13 protein-coding genes are annotated in these 18,776 nt (G+C 39.1%); 6 read left to right on the top strand and 7 right to left on the bottom strand.

Annotated elements, in window-relative coordinates:
* Positions 1-215 precede the first annotated feature (215 nt).
* From FLEMA_RS0109530 to rhaT, 3 genes are all read left to right on the top strand, one after another.
* The gene (locus FLEMA_RS0109530; protein ID WP_081681293.1) at positions 216-2,780 is read left to right on the top strand and encodes a glycosyl hydrolase; all 2,565 of its coding nucleotides are present in this window, start codon (positions 216-218) and stop codon (positions 2,778-2,780) included.
* Between the two features lie 45 nt (positions 2,781-2,825).
* Positions 2,826-4,241 carry a glycoside hydrolase family 28 protein gene (locus tag FLEMA_RS68075; RefSeq protein WP_229359403.1) on the top strand — a complete coding sequence of 472 codons (1,416 nt, stop codon included), beginning with the start codon at positions 2,826-2,828 and terminating at the stop codon, positions 4,239-4,241.
* Positions 4,242-4,391: 150 nt separating this feature from the next.
* Complete coding sequence (gene rhaT, locus FLEMA_RS0109520; protein ID WP_026995273.1) at positions 4,392-5,462, top strand: L-rhamnose/proton symporter RhaT; 1,071 nt, start codon at positions 4,392-4,394, stop codon at positions 5,460-5,462.
* Positions 5,463-5,565: 103 nt separating this feature from the next.
* On the opposite strand, the gene FLEMA_RS0109515 is transcribed toward rhaT, so the two are convergent.
* Together FLEMA_RS0109515 and FLEMA_RS0109510 are read right to left on the bottom strand one after the other, a co-directional pair.
* A complete protein-coding gene (locus tag FLEMA_RS0109515; protein ID WP_026995272.1) occupies positions 5,566-6,657 on the bottom strand; it encodes a complex I subunit 1/NuoH family protein in 1,092 nt (363 codons plus the stop codon).
* 66 nt (positions 6,658-6,723) lie between these two features.
* Positions 6,724-7,917 carry a trans-sulfuration enzyme family protein gene (locus FLEMA_RS0109510; RefSeq protein WP_026995271.1) on the bottom strand — a complete coding sequence of 398 codons (1,194 nt, stop codon included), beginning with the start codon at positions 7,915-7,917 and terminating at the stop codon, positions 6,724-6,726.
* A gap of 287 nt (positions 7,918-8,204) precedes the next feature.
* On the opposite strand from FLEMA_RS0109510, the gene FLEMA_RS0109505 reads away from it, so the two are divergent.
* The gene (locus tag FLEMA_RS0109505; RefSeq protein ID WP_026995270.1) at positions 8,205-9,485 is read left to right on the top strand and encodes a metal-dependent hydrolase family protein; all 1,281 of its coding nucleotides are present in this window, start codon (positions 8,205-8,207) and stop codon (positions 9,483-9,485) included.
* 293 nt (positions 9,486-9,778) lie between these two features.
* On the opposite strand, the gene FLEMA_RS68070 is transcribed toward FLEMA_RS0109505, so the two are convergent.
* From FLEMA_RS68070 to FLEMA_RS0109480, 5 genes are all read right to left on the bottom strand, one after another.
* Positions 9,779-10,804 carry a sensor histidine kinase gene (locus FLEMA_RS68070; RefSeq protein WP_052354042.1) on the bottom strand — a complete coding sequence of 342 codons (1,026 nt, stop codon included), beginning with the start codon at positions 10,802-10,804 and terminating at the stop codon, positions 9,779-9,781.
* A gap of 87 nt (positions 10,805-10,891) precedes the next feature.
* A complete protein-coding gene (locus tag FLEMA_RS0109495; protein WP_026995269.1) occupies positions 10,892-13,810 on the bottom strand; it encodes a TolB-like translocation protein in 2,919 nt (972 codons plus the stop codon).
* A gap of 177 nt (positions 13,811-13,987) precedes the next feature.
* Positions 13,988-14,761, bottom strand: a complete 774-nt coding sequence (locus tag FLEMA_RS0109490; RefSeq protein ID WP_026995268.1) for a hypothetical protein — start codon at positions 14,759-14,761, stop codon at positions 13,988-13,990.
* 66 nt (positions 14,762-14,827) lie between these two features.
* Complete coding sequence (locus tag FLEMA_RS0109485) at positions 14,828-15,841, bottom strand: AMP-binding protein (protein ID WP_229359401.1); 1,014 nt, start codon at positions 15,839-15,841, stop codon at positions 14,828-14,830.
* 133 nt (positions 15,842-15,974) lie between these two features.
* Positions 15,975-16,472, bottom strand: a complete 498-nt coding sequence (locus FLEMA_RS0109480; protein WP_026995266.1) for a QcrA and Rieske domain-containing protein — start codon at positions 16,470-16,472, stop codon at positions 15,975-15,977.
* A 467-nt stretch (positions 16,473-16,939) separates the two neighbouring features.
* Here FLEMA_RS0109480 and FLEMA_RS0109475 point away from each other — a divergent pair, with 467 nt between their 5' ends.
* Both FLEMA_RS0109475 and menB read left to right on the top strand, forming a co-directional pair.
* Positions 16,940-17,401, top strand: a complete 462-nt coding sequence (locus FLEMA_RS0109475) for a DUF2452 domain-containing protein (RefSeq protein WP_026995265.1) — start codon at positions 16,940-16,942, stop codon at positions 17,399-17,401.
* A 149-nt stretch (positions 17,402-17,550) separates the two neighbouring features.
* Positions 17,551-18,369, top strand: coding sequence for a 1,4-dihydroxy-2-naphthoyl-CoA synthase (menB, locus tag FLEMA_RS0109470; RefSeq protein ID WP_044171182.1), 819 nt, complete (start codon positions 17,551-17,553; stop codon positions 18,367-18,369).
* The last annotated feature ends 407 nt before the right edge of the window (positions 18,370-18,776 follow it).

Genomic DNA, 18,776 nt, shown 5'->3' with positions numbered 1-18,776 from the left:
ATAAAAATCAGTGCGATAGCATAATATCACTATTACTAAGTCACAATTTATTTATTGAATGGTAACTTTTGGAAAATTCATCCTCTACAACCAAACAGCACGCCACAGGATACTCTGTAAAAGTATTTGGCGTATCTATGTAACTTGAAATTTTTATACTAAAAACTGGAAAAACAAAAACCTTTATTCAAGCCAAAAACATTATCTTCAAAATCATGATTTTAGTAAAAAAAGTCGTCCTTGCTTTGTGCTTTTTTCTAGTAGGACTAACAGGGATGTTGGGTCAAAAAACTTCCATTTCTACTGCCAAGCCTTGGGCTTATTGGTGGTGGATGGGCAGTGCAGTTACAGAAGAAGGTATCCGTCAAAATCTGAAAGACTACGCCAGTGCGGGTCTTGGGGGGCTACATATTATCCCGATTTATGGTGTAAAAGGCAATGAACAAAACAATATCCCTTTCATGAGTCCTTTATGGAAAGAGCGACTCGCCTTTACAATAGCCGAAGCTCGTAAACTTGGCATGGGTATCGACCTTACGATGGGTACAGGATGGCCTTTTGGTGGAAAAGAAGTAAGCCTAGAAGATGCTGCCAAGAAATTTCAGGTAAAACTAATCAATGGGCAATATCAATTAGAGATACTACCAACCATGCAAAAAGTAAAACGTGCTGCTCCAGGTGGCGAAGGCTTGGTACTCGACCACTTCAATACAAAGGCATTACGTCACTATTTAGCCCCTTTTCAAGCTACCTTTTCAGGTACTCAGTATCCACTTAGAGCTCTTTATAACGACTCGTATGAGGTTTATGGAGCTAACTGGACGAATAATTTTTTAGAAGAATTTCAGCAAAGACGAGGATACGATTTGGCAAAACACCTTGATGTATTGGCCAAAACTGAAACAAATTCTAGTACAGAACAGCGTATTTGGGGCGATTATAACGCCACGATTGCCGATTTGTGTCGTGATGCCTTTACGGCTACTTGGAATGATGCCTGCAAAAAAATGGGCAAGATTACCCGCAACGAAGCCCACGGCTCGCCAGGAAATATGTTAGATTTATATGCCTTATCGGATATTCCCGAAACTGAGTATTTTGGTACAAAAGCATTTGGTATTCCTTTTTTCAGAAGAGACCCCGATTTTGAAGTAAGTCGCTTTGGCACACCCGACCCCTTAGTTATTAAGTTTGCTACGTCGTCGGCTAATACAACTGGCAAAAAACTGGTATCTTCCGAAACCGCCACATGGCTGGCCAACCACTTCAAAGTATCGCTATCGCAAGTAAAACCTATTGTCGATGAGTCGTTTACCTCTGGTATTAATCATATTTTTTATCATGGCATTCCTTATTCTCCTCCACAAGACACCTACCCTGGTTGGTTATTTTATGCTTCTACCAACTTCAATCAACAAAGCCATTTTTGGAACGAATTTCATTGGCTCAATAGCTATGTAACTCGCTGTCAGGAGCTTCTGCAAACAGCCTCGGCCGACAACGAGGTACTATTGTACTTTCCAATTCATGATATTTGGCACGATACAGGCGGCAAAGAACATGTTCATTTATTGAGTGTTCATGCCAACGCTCAAGAATTACTTTTTTCTAATTCATTCGGAAAACTAGCTAAGCTTTTACAGCAAAACGGGGTAGGTTTTGATTATATCTCTGACCTTCAAATTACCAAAGCTCATGTAAATACCAAGGGCCAAATTATTAGTGAGGGGGGGCTTGCTTACAAAACAATTATAATTCCACAAACAGCCTATTTGCCTTTTGAAACCTTACAAGCCTTACAGAGGCTTCAACAAAAAAGAGCAAAAATCATCTTTGCTGAAGGGTTACCCCAACATATTGCAGGATTTCTGGACTGGGAAAAAAAGGAGCTTGCCCTAAAGGCCTTCACCCAAGACAAAGCCACAATACCACTAGAAAAGCTCCCCGAAGTACTCGCCAAAAATGGGGTACGAAATGAGGTTTTGCCTCAATTGGGTATCTCTTTTATCCGCAAAACAAATGCCAACGGAACTTTATATTTCATCAGTAATTTTGACCAAAAATTTCAACATGGCAATATTATGCTCAAAACAAATGCACAAGCAGTAGAGTTATTTGATGCTGTCAACAACCGCAAAGGGTTTGTTCCATTCAAACGCATTGACGCTAACACCATTAGTATCAATATTAAACTACTGGCTGGGCAAAGTTTGTTTATCCAAACATTTAAACAGGCACATCAGGGAGCAAAATGGATAGACTCCAATCTACCTGCCCAACAAACGCTTGTGATTGACGGCCCTTGGCAGGTCGATTTTTTGGAAGGACAACCTTTTCGTCCTGCTTCGTACAGTACCCAAAAGCTTGAATCATGGACAAGCCGTGGCGATAGCACCAATGGCTATTTTACTGGGACAGCACGCTACAGCAATACGTTTAAATGGACAAAAAAGGCACAAAACCAACCTATTTGGCTTAATTTGGGGAACGTTCGAGAATCGGCTACTGTAAAAATCAACGGAAAAATAATCGGTACAGCATGGTGTTTACCTTTTAGGCTGGCTGTTCCTTCTGAGATTTTAAAAACCGAAAATACTATTGAAATAGACGTTAAAAACCTATCGGCCAACCGTATGCGGTATATCGACAAGCAATCGCATAACTGGAAAAAATTTCATGATATTAATATAGTCGATATTCAATACAAAGCCCTAGAACCTGCACAATGGCAACCCGAACCATCGGGTTTGCTCAGCCCAGTTGTTTTAGAAATCGAATAGTTTCCTTTATACGCATAATTATCACTCTCAAATACAATGCTATCCATGCAATTGATGCTAGTTTCTATTATTAGTTTTCTATCTTTTTTTAGTAACGTATCCTCTGATACACAAAATTGGACAAAAAAGGTTGGGGCCAAAAACTTTCCCAAAAGTAAAAAGGTAATTTGGGTAAATAAGTTCGGTGTAGCCAACGATGGCTCGGAGGTTTGTACTAAAGCTATCCAGCAAGCTATTGATATTTGTGCCCAGCAAGGCGGAGGTATCGTTCGTTTTGAAAAAGGGGTTTATCTTTCGGGTTCGTTGTTTATCAAATCGGGCGTAAACCTCGAAATAGCAGCAGGTGTTGAACTACGAGGAAGTACCGATTTAAACGATTATCCAGAAATAGATACCCGTGTTGCTGGTATAGAAATGAAATGGCCAGCCGCTTTAATCAATATTTTGGGACAAAAAAATGCTGCCATTACAGGCAAAGGCTTGGTAAATGCCCAAGGCAAAATCTTTTGGGACAAATACTGGTCTATGCGAAAAGATTACGAAAAAAAGAACCTTCGTTGGATTGTTGATTATGATTGTAAACGCCCCAGAACCGTTCTGATTGCCAATGCCTCAGATATTAGTATCAAAGATATTACCCTCCAAGAAGCAGGCTTTTGGACTGTCCATATTTTGTACTCTACCCATATTACTGCCGATGGTATCATCATCAGAAACAACGTAAATGGTCATGGGCCAAGCACCGACGGTATCGACATAGATTCGTCAAGCTGGGTATTGGTTCAGCACTGTGACATTGATTGTAACGACGATAACTTTTGCTTAAAATCAGGACGAGATGCCGATGGCCTACGGGTTAATCGTGTTACCGAATATGTATTAATTCAACAATGTATATCAAGGGCAGGCGGCGGCCTCATTACGCTTGGTAGCGAAACCTCCGGCGGTATTAGACATATTCTAGCCAGAAACCTATCGGCAGAAGGTACTGGGGTGGGTATTCGCCTCAAATCGGCAACCACACGCGGAGGCGTAATAGAAGATATTCACTTCGAGCAAATCAAAATGACCAAAGTTGGCACTGCCATTGAGGTTACCATGAACTGGAATCCATCTTATAGCTATTCTACCTTACCCGAAGGCTATCAGTGGGAAACACTACCCGCTCACTGGAAAACCATGCTTACCAAAGTAGAGCCTGCTAGCTTGGGGATTCCTATATTCAAGAATATTTATTTAAGTAATATAGAAGTTGTAGGAGCAAAAAAGGGGATTTCGGCCAGTGGCTTAAAAGAATCTATCCTACAAAACTTTGATTTACAGCATATTCATATTGCTGCCCAATATGCAGGCAATATCGAATACGCCTCAAACTGGAAAGGAAAAGATATTGCTATTTTCACCCAAAATCAATCAAGTATAGCAGTTAGCAATAGCCAACATATTGACTTTGACAATTGAGCAAATCCATTTTACGCCAAACTCACAAAAAATTGCATCATTAAGTAAAAAAATTGTACAAATACATGATACCTCATGACGGTTTATCAGAATGGGAAAAGTAGTTTTACGATAAACTTATCATCCATTCCTAAATCAACCATCATATCAATGCAAGTTATTTTCGGAGTTCTTTATCACTTTATTGGAGGCGTTGCATCGGGTAGCTTCTATATTCCCTACAAAAAAGTACAAGGTTGGTCATGGGAAAGTTACTGGATTGTTGGCGGTATTTTTTCTTGGCTGATTGCTCCATTTACAGCCGCCTATTTGACAATTCCCGATTTTATGAATATCATTTTGAATACCGATACAACCATTCTTTTTTGGACGTATCTACTGGGAATTCTTTGGGGGATTGGTGGTTTAACCTTCGGATTAACGATGCGTTACCTCGGAATGTCATTGGGAATGTCGATAGTCTTAGGATTTTGTTCAGCTTTTGGGGCTTTAGTCCCTCCTATTTATCGTGATTTGGCCACCAACAATACAACGGGTACTTTTAGTAGTATGTTACAAAATATAGGTGGCAATGTTGTATTATTGGGCGTTGGGGTGTGTTTATTAGGTATTATGATATGCGGAAAAGCAGGTACATTCAAAGAAGGTGATTTGTCGGAAGAGCAGAAAAAAGAAAGTATCAAAGAATTTGATTTATGGAAAGGCTTGGTTGTAGCTACTGTATCAGGAATTCTGAGTGCTTGCTTCAACTTTGGGATCGAAGCAGGAAAGCCGATGGCCGAAGCCGCCTTGGCCAATGGCTGCAATCCTCTATTTCAAAACAATGTTATATTTGTAGTAGTACTTTGGGGAGGGTTTACCACCAATTTTATTTGGTGCATGCTCCTCAATACCCGTAACAAAACATTTGGCGATTATAACAATAAAAAAGCACCATTAAAGCGTAACTATATTTTCTCGGCTATTGCTGGAGTTACTTGGTTTTTGCAGTTCTTTTTCTATGGAATGGGCGAAAGCAAGCTCGGTAATGGTGCTAGTTCTTGGATTTTACACATGGCTTGTATTATTATTGTTTCTAACCTTTGGGGTATTTATTTCAACGAATGGAAGGGTGTTTCAACCAAAACTTACAAAACCATTATTGGAGGTATTATTACCGTAATTATTTCGGTATTTATTGTAGGTTATGGCAATTTCTTATCTGGTAGTGGTGGACACTAAAGCTACAATTTTAGCATTGCGATTATCCTCCAAATTTCATCAAAAAAGCGGTCGAGAAACAATTCCTGACCGCTTTTTTTGATATTACCATACTAGGATGTAACTATATCATCAGCAAACGCCAAATAGCCGATAGGAATATTGCCCCTATAGCAAAAGGCGTTAGTACTTTCCAAGTAAGATACATCAACTGGTCTACACGCAAACGAGGGTAAGTCCAGCGAATCCACATCTGAACAAATATCAAAACATACGATTTTGTCAATAGCCAAAAAGCTCCCCAAATAGCCCCAGACCAAGAATCTAGTTCGCCAGAAGTCCAAGTAGCTAGCTGTACAGGGCCAATATTAGGAAAGGGGGAATTCCAACCTCCTAAAAACAAAATAACACCCAATATACTCACCAACAACATCATAGCATATTCCGACAAAAATACCAATGCCCATCGCATTCCCGAATATTCGGTATGAAAACCACCCACCAATTCGGATTCGGCTTCTGGCAAATCGAAGGGAGCACGGTTACATTCGGCCAAGGATGCAATAAAGAATATAATAAATACCCCTAGAAAAAAAGGTACTCTAAAAATATTCCAAGTCAAAAAACCTCCTACTTGACTTACATCTATATGCAAAAATTTGAGCCCAAAAAGGTAGTTAGTTTGTTCTGAATAAATACCTTGTTGTAAGCTAATTTCCTGTAAATTAAGGGTCTGCGAAATCATTACTACACACAATACCGATAGCCCCAAGGGTATTTCGTACGATACAATTTGAGCCACCGAACGCATAGCCCCTAACAATGAATACTTATTGTTTGACGACCAGCCAGCCATCAAAATACCAATAATATCAATCGACACAATGGCCAACAAATAAAAGACTCCTATTTCGGCCTGCGACCCTTGCAAATACTGACCTGGCCCCAGTGGAATAACCGCAAACCCTGCAAAAATAGCTACAAAAATGATACATGGAGCCATCAAAAACAACCATTTATCGGTTAGCTTTGGTATAATATCCTCTTTTAGCAGCAACTTCACCAAGTCTGCAAACAACTGTAACGAACCGTATTTCCCTACTACCATAGGGCCAAGGCGGTCTTGCATAAAAGCCGATACCTTTCGCTCGGCATATACACCAATCACAACGTTGGTCAATACTAATCCGAGGCAAATCAACAGTGCAATCAACATATCTTATAGTACTAAAAGGCACAAGGTATCTAGGATACTATGGCACAATGTGTTGTAAATCAAATATTAAGCCTCTGCACTTTCCAAAGTAGTAGCCAAGGCTTTGGCCAAAGCTTGCTCAAAATCGGCGATGAGGTCTTCTACAGCCTCCAAACCTACCGCAATACGCACCAAGCCGTCGGTAATTCCTACTTCGGCACGTTGTTCTTTGCTGAGTTTTGAGTGAGTTGTTGAAGCTGGGTGTGTAATAATGGTACGAGTATCGCCAAGGTTAGGAGAAATAGAGGCAATTTTCAAATGCTTCGACATTTCGTTTACTACCGCAAAGCCACCTTTTACATCCATTGTCATAATAGCTCCACCCATTTTCATTTGCTTTTTAGCCAATTCATATTGAGGGTGCGAAGTTAAAAATGGATATTTTACAAAATTAAGAGCTTCGTTTCCTTCCAAAGCTGTAGCTAATTTCATCGCATTATCAGAATGTTTTTCCATACGCAAATGAATCAACTCTAAGCTTTTCGACATAATCCACGCATTGAAAGGCGACATTGATGGGCCTGTATGACGAGCAAAGAATCTAATTTCTTTAATCAAATCGGCACGACCACATACTACCCCACCCAATACACGACCTTGTCCGTCGATATATTTTGTAGCCGAATGAATCACCAAATCAGCACCCCAATCGGCAGGTGTTTGAATAACTGGAGTAGCAAAACAGTTGTCTACCGCCAAAATCAAATTATATTTTGCCTTCAACTGAGCAATAGCCTCTAAATCAATCAAATCTAAGCCTGGATTTGAAGGGCTTTCGCAAAACAAAAACTTAGTATTGGGCTGAATAGCCTTTTCCCATTCCTCCAAATCGTGCCCATCTACATAAGTACATGTAATGCCCCATTTTGGTGTAATCTTGCTCAAAATCTGAATAGCCGAACCAAACAAGGCTTTAGAAGCTACCACGTGGTCACCTTGTTGTAACAAAGCCGCCATAGCCGCAAAGTTGGCTGCCATTCCCGAGGCAAATGCTAGTCCATCTTCGGTATTTTCGAGCATACACATTTTCTCTACAAATTCATCCACATTCGGATTCATATAACGAGAATAGATATTGCCTTCCATTTCTTCGGCAAAAATGGCTCTTCCTTGCTCTACATCATCAAAGGTAAAACTCGATGTTAGGTACAAAGGCACTGAATGTTCACGATTTTGTGAACGCTCTGCCTGAATTCTTATGGCTTTGGTCTGTTTCTTCATCTTAGCCTCTTTTTTTAAAATGGACAATATTTTTTTGCCTGAATACACCAAGTTTTAGCTATTTGGCCACATTTAGTAGAGTAAGCCAATATAGTAAATGGTTTATACGACAAAATATCTTAAATCGAGCTACTAATTTACGCCCAAATCCTCGAATGGAACGTAATTTTTACTTCTTTTTCAAAAACTAAATATGTTTTATGCAAAAAATGCAATAGTATTGTTATTTTTAGAATACAGAATGTATTTCTGTTTACACAATCATTAAACTACCTTTATTAACAAACATGAAAAAAAACCTACTCTCTTTTGCAGCACTTTGTCTTATCAGTTCGGCAAGTTTTGCTCAAAGAACCCTTATTCACTGCGGCACTTTTATTGATGTTGCCAAAAGTAATACCCAAAACCAAGTCACAATTGTGGTAGAAGGTCGCAAAATAACGGCTGTTCAGGCAGGCTATAGCACACCCAAAGGTACAGATAAGGTAATAGACCTCAAAACCAAAACCGTAATGCCCGGCCTTACCGACATGCACGTACACCTTGAGGGCGAAACCAGCAAAGACCAGCTTATTAAACGCTACCAGTACAACGATGCCGATGTGGCTTTTGAAGCAGCTCGTAATGCACGAGTTACCCTTTTGGCTGGATTTACGTCGGTTCGTGATTTGGGAGGAAGTGGTGTCAATATTTCTTTAAGAAATGCTATCAATAAGGGGCTTACTGTGGGGCCAAGAGTATATACTTCAGGCAAAACAATTGCTACTACAGGTGGACACGGCGACCCAACCAACGCCCTAAGCAAAAACTATACACCCGACCCACACATGCTTTCGGCAGTAGTAAATAGCCCCGACGAAGCCCGCCAAGCTGTTCGTCAACGCTATAAAGAGGGTTCTGATTGTATTAAAATTACGGCAACTGGTGGTGTATTGAGTATTGCTAAAAATGGAAAAGCCCCTCAGTTTACCGACGACGAAATAAAAGCTATCGTAGAAACAGCCAAAGATTATGGGTTCCATGTAGCAGCCCACGCTCATGGGGCCGAAGGTATTAAAAGAGCCGCTCGTGCAGGTGTAACCACTATCGAGCATGGTACTTTTATGGACGATGAAGGCATAGAAATCATGAAGAAAAATGGCACTTATTTAGTTCCTACCATTTTAGCTGGCAAAACAGTAGCAGATTCGGCCAAAGTAATGGGGTATTATCACCCTTTGGTTGTACCAAAAGCTTTAGAAACAGGTCCACTTATTCAAAGTATGTTTGCCAAAGCTTATAAAGCAGGTGTAAAAATTGCCTTTGGTACTGACTCGGGGGTTTCTTTGCATGGCTTAAATGCCTACGAATTTCAGTATATGGTGGAGGCTGGTATGCCTGCTATTGAGGCAATCAGAGCGGCTACAGTAGTACCTGCCCTGATTTTGGGTGTTGACAAAGATTTTGGCTCAATTGAAGCGGGTAAAGTAGCCGACATTATTGCTACCGACGGCAACCCCCTGCAAGATATTCAGTTGATGAGAAAAGTTAGCTTTGTGATGAAGGATGGGGTTGTTTACAAACAATAAACTATTCCATAAGTAAGATGAGTCGAATAAGTGATTCTGAAATTTAAGATGAAAACATAAGTCATCACGAATAATCAAACAAGGCGGTCGAAAAACTGATTTCGACCGCCTTGTTTGGTTATTAGCCAATAAATGCTTTACTTCCTGAATCCCAACAAATACAAATAAGGGGCCTTTATTATAAATTATCCCAAAATTCGGGATAAATCATGTTTGATATTAATACCCTTGATTAAACTTCTCAGTTACAAACTTTATCGGAAATTATGGATTTACAGATGAAAAGAACTTTTTTAATATTGTATAATTACCTGCGATACCACTTTTTCGCCTTCTTGTAGCAGCTGAAATTCGGCTTTGTCTTGAAAATTGATCGATAATCGTCTTTCTAAGTTTTTCATACCAACACCCACTCTGTGATTTTCTAAATTGAGCTTACCGACATTGGTAACACGAATAATCATTTTTTTCTCATTCATTCTTGCCTGAATCATAATATCACCTCCATTTTTCACCTTACCTACACCGTGCTTTATAGCATTTTCAACCAAAAGTTGTAACGACATAGGCGGAACTTTACAGCCCATTGTAGCTCGTTCTATCATAAACTGATAACGCAGACGGTCTTCATAACGCAATTTTTCGAGAAAAAGATAATCCTTGACTAATTTTAGCTCATCCTCAAAACTTACCAATTGGTGACTCCCCATCGACAAAGAGGTACGTAGAAGGTCTGAAAGCTCAGTCAAAGCGTGCCTTGCCAAAGCAGGGTCTGTTAGGGTTAGGGCTTTGATACTATTGATAGCATTGAACAAAAAGTGAGGATTGAGTTGGTTTTTGAGGTTTTCTAATTCTGCAATTTTCAATAAAGTTTCAGCTTTGGCCAACTGAATAGCCTTGTGGTGCGAAACCCTATCCATTACAATTAAATGAAAAAACAAGAACCAAATAATGACATATCGAATAGATTCTATATAAAACTGAAAGTAGTCATAGGGTTCTAAAGGTAAACCCATACTCGGCTTGCGGTATCGCTGAAAGCCAAAAAAATAGTCTTGCAAATAAAATGCTGCCCCAACAATCAGAATACCTCCTAATGCAACAGGGATAACCCGTTTTTGGGTACTAAACTTCCATTGATATAGCTCTTTGTATAAATGTGTAAGCAATAATCCTATCAAAAAACTAACAGTCAGATAAATAGGCAAATTGTATCCAATCTCGAAGTACTTGGACGTGGGTTGTCTAAGCACAAATGTGGTAAAAATCCACCAACTCAATTGGCCTATCCAATAAATTCTTTTATCGATTAATTTCATTTTATTGCTCTTGAAGGTGTTCAAATAAAGTATTCAACGCCTCTTTACTAATAGGTAATATATTACAAATATAAAGAATACCTTTTGCTAAAACCCGATGTCGATTACCAATGGCTGAAATATAAAATCTTTATTTTGTTGCAAATATACGAATCTTAGCCCCGCTTCAAAAGTTTGAGAAAAACGCATAAAGTGAAATTGTGCAGAAAAATCTATGCCCAACGACGTAAATTTACCTATATCACTTCCTTTGTAGTTCACTAGCCTGTTTCCTTCTCGTACCGTAAAATCATAATTTGTTTCGCCTCTGGCCATATCTACAAACAAATTGGTTTTCAAACGCTTGATATATACCCAACGCCCAATCCCCCAGTCAGGATTGGCCAAGGGAAAGCGGTAGTCGGCACTAAAGGTATTGAGATTTTCAAAATTGCGGTACGAAAAGCCTCTTGCAAAACTAATTGGGCTGCTAAAGATATAAAGGTTAGGATTGGGTGCTCCGATGGCATCTTTAAAGCCGTACTGATACTGATAGCCGCCTCTTAACCTAATACTGTGGTGTGGCAATAACCCTGGTACCAGCAATGTCCCTTGTAGTGTTGCTAAGCCTCCGTCGATATTGCTATCAAATGCTTTGCGATAATAAAAACTAAGCCCTTGCCCCCATTTTGGAGCAATATCTCTGGGCGATTGCTTGAGTTGACGAGTATACGAAATACTATATATCATCGACTTGTTTGTACCATTATAACTTTCCGACAAATAGCGTTTTGGCAAATTATACCCACTCACCTGAGTCAAGGCAAAATTAGCCCCCAACGACATCACCTGCAAGTATTTCGATTGGGTTAGATTCAAAGGAATTCTTAACCCCAAAGTCATTTGTTGCTGATTCCAAGTATCTGACCGAAGGCTGTCGAGTGTTCGGTCGTTATCGATATATATCGAGGTTTTGCGAGAACCACTCGTAAAACTAAAGTCGATAATTGGATACCAAGCCTGATAACTCAAATTGGCATACAATTGCCCACGCTGTTCGTTGGCATTGTAGCCATAACCCGCCGATATTGAAGTGGTACTCAACAAATCTTGTGACGACACTCCCGCAATAAGCGAATTACCTGTAGAATTTAAAACTGCACCCCACGAATAGATATTGAAAACATTAGCTTTGCTATAAGGCTTAACTGGATACTGAACATTCGGCACACTTTTCAATAAATTTTCACCTGCCTCTTTCACAAGCATTTGTCCAAAGTATCGTCCTGCCTGCGTTTGTTGAGGGTTAAAAGGCTGCAAGGTATTTTCATCGAAAGGTACATAGCCTACTCGGTGCCCCAAAGGAGTAAAATCATTGTAAAGTAACTCTTTGCCATCACTAGACAAAGTTGGATTCATTGCTCCAAATTTGCGGTTACTAACCTGAAAACGCTGATTGGTAGAGGTATTTACCACAAAAATATTGTCAATACCCGTCACTCCTGAGTTAAAGAAAACCTTCTCTCCTTTTTTTACAGGATGCGAAAGATTTTCGCTTGTTGGTGCTACCACTATTTTAGGCAAATAGGTATCTTTTTCAAAAATCACAATCGCTTTTTGGGTATCTTTTGATTGTACAGCTACTAATTCGCCTGTATTGCTCCAGCGAGGATGAAGATAAAATGCGTTGTCTGGGTTAGGAATCTTTTGTAATAGCCGACCTGTTTGGGCATCCAAAATCACAATAGCAAATTTATTTTCTGGCAAACTTTCTATACACGCTATTTTGGTTTCATCGGTACTTAGGGCTGGCGAAGCATACTTGGTTTTATGCGTCAGCGTTTTGATTTTTTTATACCGCAAATCATACGATTTTATTACCGAATAGTTGCGTTGCCCCCAACGAGGGTCATATTCAAACTCTGCCCAAACAACTTTGGTATCTTGTACCGACAGCATTCCAGCATCATTAAAAATACCAAGGTCGATAAGCTTTTCTTCTTGCCCCTGTTTGTCTAAAATCACAAAGCTTTCAATATTATCTAAACCTGATTTCAGAGCTAAAACTCTGCCATCAGACAAATACTGAGGGTATTGATAATTGGTAAAATACTTTGCCGAAGAAGCCAAATACTGTAAGGGCGACTCCTGTATAGTAGCTTGTTCTTCTTTCCACTGTTTTTGTATATCGGCCAAAGCCTGACTATAAATTTCCTCTACCCTAAAACCTGTTACTTTTTTGATACTATTTGAAAATGAAAATGGGTAAAACGGAAAACGATACATTTTCTCCAATATCTTATCCCAAGCATCGTTACCATATCTATCTTTGACATAAGTTGTTAAAAAATAACCACTTACATAATGATTAGGCACAAAGTCTTTGAACGATTGCCCCGTTGATTTAGGATATGAAAATGCACCACGGGTAATCAACTGAGTACGCAAGGCCATATCAAACGACGGAATGCGTCCTCGACCAGAAGGGGTTAGTACCGACTCTAGGCCAACGGCATCGCCTTCTTTAAACCAATTGGGAGTCGATAAACTTGTAATAAGCCCCAATCCATTATTGCCAAATAGCGTGTAAGCAAGCTTAGATATTCCTGTTAGGGCTTTGTCGTTTTGTACAACGTGCCTAAACTCGTGGACAGCCAATAAATCGAGCCAATTGTTATTACCCAACAGGTTTGGGTCTTGCGGAGGTGTTGTAAAAAACTCTGACCGACGTGGCAACAAAGTCACAAATCCATTTGAAACACTGGTTTGGTTTTGTAGAATAATAGAAATCGGGCGAGGTTGCTTACCCAACGACTGGCTCACTGGCAGATATACCGTTTCGAGGACATTGGCAGTACGCTGTCCAAGCGACTCGATAGACATCGGGAAAATCAATCTAAAATGAGGCGTTTTGATTTGAGACCACTTTACACTAGGCGGGTTCTGTTCAAGATTTGAAAAAGATTCTTGTGCAACAATTAAGGCACTATCAAAAATAAGGAAAATTGACAATAGGATTCTTTTCATCTAACAAAGGTCTTTTTTTCAAAAATATGATTTAGCTATTTAAGTTAAGAATATCGATGCTATTGCTTACCATTGGCAGATACTGGCAAGAATTACTAATATAACAAAAAAAGTGTCACATTTGGTTATTTTAGTATTCCCAATGCGACACTCTTTTGTGCTAGTATAATCCATTTTTTAGTCTATCCACCCGTCAAAAGTTCTTTCAAGCTCTGAAAGATACCCTTTGTTTCCATGTGGGCGTTTTAGGCTTTTGCCAAACTCATACCAAAGGCCATCGCCAATAGCGAGGTATTTTCCTGTATTTTTAGGTTCTGATTTTAAAGCACTTTCCTGAATAAATTCAGCAATAAATACATTTTGGATAATATTGTTGGCCTCTTCCCAAGTTATCTCACGCACTTCAGGATTTGTACCATTGGTAGTAGTAATACCCTCGGCCTTACGAACGGCATAGTATAAATTTAATTCAAAATTTTGAATCGTTTTATCCTTTCCAATCTTGCGGTAATCCAAGTGAAATGGGGCTTCTTTTTGCGAAGTTTCATAAATAGCTTGAATCAATTCTTGCAAAAAATACTCCCATTCTTCCTGATTTTGAGGTGTACCAGTATGCTGGTTATTAACCGAAATCTCCAAAAAGCTTTGTTCTTCTTCCAAAGCCTTGTTGTTGAATCGGTTGGGGGTTTGGGTTAATAAATTTTGTAAAGGTGCTATCCAAGGCGTATCCAAAAGTCCCTTCCACGCATAATCATCGTTGAGGGTAAAGCCTTCTTCTATAATTTCTTCCTCAGAAAGTTCTTCACGATAAATATAAGCAATCTGAAAATCGACTTCAATTCCTTTTCCACTCGGTTTTGTTTCTAGCAAAATTTGATGAGAAAATGGTGGCGGAATCATATCTGCCGTTTCAAACTTTATAACCAATGACTCTAGTTTCTTAATATCCATTCAGGTAATTATGTTAAATGTATTGCCAGCAATCAACTTTTCAAAATAGTTTTTTGCTCAATTATGCTACAAATTTAAGCTTTTTATAGTTGTTCTTTTATCTATTTTTCCTGTTGGTGTTTCAGAAAAGGCCGAAATTATCAAAATTTGCTTCGGAATTTCATATTTCCCCAGTTTTTCCTGTAAAAAACCCAGGATACGATTTCGCTCTTCTTCTGGCAACTGTGGCAACTCTATTACTACTATTAATTGCTGCCCAAGGCGGTCGTCGGGAATACCATAGGCAAAAAACCGAGGTAGCAATTTTGTTGACAAAACATTTCGAAGAGCTACCTCCAAAACTGCTTCAACCTTTTCTAACTGGATTTTGACTCCACCACTATTAATAATATTGTCGTATCGGCCAATTATACAAAAGTGCGAAGCATCCAAGAGTTCTACTACATCATTGGTAACAATCCATTGATTATTAGAGGCTGGTGCTTTGATACAAAGGCAGCTTCGCTCATCTATTTTCACTTCGACACCCTCCAACACCCTAAAATTAGCGTTAGGCTCTGGTCCGTTGAGTCGGCGAATGGCAATATGCGAAACCGTTTCGGTCATGCCATAGGTACTATAAACAGGAACTAAAAGCTCTTGGATTTGCTGTTGCAATGTATTATTTACACTTGCCCCTCCTACTATTACCGCCTTCATTTGGTTGAGTTTCTGTCTATAAATCACATCATTCTGTAGTATTTTCTGGATTTGCAGAGGTACTAACGCTACAAAATCGTACTGGCATTCAAGATGCTCAATTCCTACAAAAGGGTTACTGGCAGGCTCAACTACCGTCATAGCGAGCCCCAATTCGAGGCCACGTACCAGCATCATTACACCTGCAATATAGGCTATATTTACACAAACCAAAATATGGTCGCCTTGCTGTAGCCCAAATGTTTGCCCCGTTAGTAAGGCACTTTGTTGCATTTGGTAGCGAGTCAGTTGGATAGGCTTGGGAATACCCGTTGAGCCAGAAGTATGCAAAGTAAAAATAGATTCACCAGCTTGCCATTTTTTACAAAAATCTATAGCCATTTGTTCATACTGGCTTTGAGCAACTGGCAATTTTTCAAAAGGATTTATATATAACATATACAAAAATACACATCAATCGGCAAAGTACTTTGCCGATTGATGTGCAAAGAATGTTTTATACTGGTATTCAAACCTAAGCCTTTATCGACAATATACTTTTTGTGGTATCAAAACTTGCTTTATATTGCTTGAGGGCAGTAGCGGCGGGGCCTAGCAATACGCTACCACTGGTATCAAACTCTGAACCATGATTAGGACATTTGAATTTATTTTGGTCAGACAAAAAGTTGATGGTAGTTCCTTCATGTGTACAAGCTTTTGCTACAGCGATATAATCGCCTGTTTTGGTTTTGGCAACAATAACATCGCCCACAATAAGAGCTTTGCCGTTGTCTTTGAGCGTAGCAAAGTCTGAAGCTGTTAAATCAAGCGTAAAATCAATAGTACCTTTCGAGGCAGTGGCATTACCTGTTAGCCCCGTTACAGTGGTAGTACCACCACCAGAAGTAGAACCTCCATTGTTACCAGATGGCGTGGGGTCCGACTTGCTACTACAACCCGAAATACAATTTTGGAGAATAACAGCTCCAACACTAATACCAACTAGCGATAAGAATTCTTTGCGTTCCATAAGCGATTAAGAAGTTTAATGTGTTTTAACTAATAAGGATATTAGAAAGAGTAATTGTCTTTGAGTCAATATTTTATTATTTCTCAAAAACATAATAATTTCTATAATTTTCTATTAATAAACAATGATGTAGCTATATTAAATGTTGATACATATTTTTTAACAAAATCTTTTTCACTGTATATTGCTCAAAACAATGCGTCTATTTTAGAAGTTAATTCAAGACACAATCACTATACACAGTAAGAAATTATGCTTTGATCGAGGATTTATCGAGCTATATTCATCTTTTGAAAAGATAATTCCCCTATTTTTGTAAGCTAATCAAGAGGCACAAAGTGTTTTTTACTATAAAAAATCACAAAAACAGATAGTCTATCTAAAATCAAAGCCCTTGATAAATAAAAATTCTCTGTGGTGTATTTTTGTAGTAAAAATATTTTGCAATAGCATTTTTATTCACAACTATGTCAGACGATAAATTTATTAATCCTATTAATAAGGATAAAGTTGCCGAAAATCCAGGTTTGTTACCTTATGCTCATACAGCAGGAAGTGCCGTTATTAAGCCTGAAGATATGGGCAAAACCAAAGGGCGTTCTGTAACAGCCATGCGTCAGCAAACCGACCGCCAAATGAACCAGTTGTACGAACAAATGGAAACCTTGGCAAAACAGGCCAAAGCATTGGCTCAAAGACGTGAGATTTCGGAAAGAATATATGATGCTGCCATTGGCTTTGAGCCTATCATCAACGAAACCTACTACATGTACGAGAAAGAAGATGGTTCAGATTTGTTATCTTTGGTAGCACCTCACGAATGGGGACGTTCCTTTAAGTATTCAAGGTATTTGGCCAAGGTATTGCTACTAGCCGACCACACTTGGGACGTTACCTACAACGAAGCTTTAGATCAAGAAGAACAATAAAAGATTGTAAATAAAGGGTATTAATGAAGTGTCAATTACCGAAATTATTGGTCTAATAATGAGACATTTTCACAATTAGCACTCATAGCGAATACTCCTACATTCAACAATTACACGTTTAGTCAATTACTTAATTATACAATATACTTATGATACAGTGGGAAACCATCAAGGAATATCAAGAGATTTTGTTTCAATTTAACGAAGCAGGTATTGCCAAAATCTCTATCAATCGTCCGCATGTGCACAATGCTTTTACGCCCCTTACGGTAAAAGAAATGATTGATGCCATGAATATTTGTCGTGACGAAGAACGTATTGGTGTTGTGATTTTGACAGGTGAAGGAGGACGTGCCTTCTGTAGCGGAGGCGACCAGTCGGTACGTGGACACGGCGGCTATATTGGTACAGACCATGTACCTCGTTTGAATGTACTCGATTTACAAAAACTTATCCGCTCTATTCCTAAGCCTGTGGTGGCTATGGTAGCAGGTTGGGCTATTGGTGGTGGACACGTTTTGCACGTAGTTTGCGACCTGAGTATTGCTGCAGATAACGCTCGTTTTGGACAAACTGGCCCTAATGTGGGTTCGTTTGATGGCGGTTTTGGTGCTTCATATTTGGCACGAGTAGTTGGTCAGAAAAAAGCAAGAGAAATCTGGTTCCTTTGCGACCAATACGATGCTCAAGATGCCCTTCAAATGGGATTGGTCAACAAAGTTGTACCACTAGACCAACTCGAAGAAACCACAGTAGCGTGGTGTCATAAAATACTAGAGAAAAGCCCATTGGCTCTAAGAATGTTAAAGTCGGCTTTCAATGCCGAGCTAGACGGCCAAGCGGGTATTCAGGAGTTGGCAGGTAACGCTACATTGTTGTATTACCTTTCCGACGAAGCTAAAGAAGGTAAAAATGCTTTCTTGGAAAAAAGAAAGCCAGACTTTAGCAAGTTTCCAAAGTTTCCATGATAAGCAAAATAGCGTATCCAATAAACATGAGTCATCCCAAATTTTGGAGCTAGGATTATTATCCAACTGTTATCAAAAAAAGCGGTCGAAAAACAATTTTCGACCGCTTTTTTGATATTAATCTATTGGATGACGCTAATTTTTAGACACATCATATTACGTCTCTAATTGCGGCAAGGTATACATAAAAAATAATCACTCATTCCCTCAATCTTAATCTATTAATGTTTTGTTGTTATTCCTGAAAGTTATCAGGTTGCCAATCAATATAATAGCATATTGCCAAAAAAATAACTGTTATGTATATCAACCTTTTCGGCCAAATAGGTGTCATTATCACTAAATGGTTTATCCTTGTTTCTATAAAAAACTATAACAAGAAAGTATTTTTATTCGTTAAGTATCTC

It is taken from the genome of Flectobacillus major DSM 103 (genome assembly GCF_000427405.1).
GTDB classification, from domain to species: domain Bacteria; phylum Bacteroidota; class Bacteroidia; order Cytophagales; family Spirosomataceae; genus Flectobacillus; species Flectobacillus major.
This window is presented reverse-complemented; position numbering and strand designations above follow the sequence as displayed.